Here is an 834-nt window from a genome sequence, read left to right as displayed (position 1 = left end):
GGGAACACGCGTCCGTCCGTGGTGTCGGTGCGGCCGTGGTTGATGGTGATCAGCGGCACCTTGTCATCGGTGATGCGGTCGATCATGGCATAGGCGATGCCGACCGAAAGCGGGTTCCAGGCGGCGATGCCGGGATTGCTCTTCAATCGTTCATAGACCTCGACGCCCTTCTCGACCTCATACTGCGTCTCGCCCTCGCTCCAGGTCAGCTTGACGCCGTTGACGCCGCCGTCGCGGATGTTGATCAGGTTGAGATAGTCGATGAAGCCGCCGAAGAAGCCGGTGCCGCCGGCGGCATAAGGGCCGACGCGGTAGCTCTGCAGGGGAAAATACTGCTCGTCGGCGTGGACCGCCGTCGCGCCGAGGACGAAGGCCGTGGCGATCGCCGCTTTCTTGAGGTGACTGAAGAAGGTCATGGATTGCGTCTCCTGAGGTTGTGGTCCGTGAGAGGATGTCGAGCGGCGCTCAGCTGGACCTTGAGCCGATCCGTCGTTTCAGGCGGTCGAAGAGGGCCGACAGCCCGTTCGGTTCCGCGATGAGGAAGATGATGATGAGCGCGCCGAGCACGATGCGCTGGCTCATGTCGAGAACACCCGAATCGAACAGTCCGCCAAACAGGAAGGCGCCAAGCCGCGACAGGATGAGCGGAAAGACGACGATGAACGCCGCTCCCAGAAAGGCGCCGCGTATCGAGGCCAGCCCGCCGATGATGATGATGAACAGGATCTGGAACGAGCGGTCGAGATTGAAGCCGGCCGGCTCGACGGTGCGCAGATAGGTGAAGGCCCACAGCACCCCGGCGACGCCGATGATGAAGGACGAGATGGCGAACGC

Annotated in this window: 1 protein-coding gene and 1 pseudogene; both read right to left on the bottom strand. The window is 62.8% G+C overall.

Going from position 1 to position 834, the window contains the following annotated elements; genetic code table 11:
- Window positions 1–416 (bottom strand): ABC transporter substrate-binding protein (locus NKH41_RS34060; RefSeq protein ID WP_352936004.1); only part of this gene is annotated, 416 nt, incomplete at its 3' end.
- A gap of 49 nt (window positions 417–465) precedes the next feature.
- Window positions 466–834 (bottom strand): annotated as a pseudogene (locus tag NKH41_RS34055) (branched-chain amino acid ABC transporter permease); the annotation flags it as partial.

The organism is Mesorhizobium sp. M1169 (genome assembly GCF_040318345.1).
In the GTDB taxonomy this organism is placed as follows: Bacteria; Pseudomonadota; Alphaproteobacteria; order Rhizobiales; family Rhizobiaceae; genus Mesorhizobium.
The sequence above is the reverse complement of the archived record's forward strand: the minus strand, read 5'-3'. Positions and strand labels throughout refer to the sequence as shown.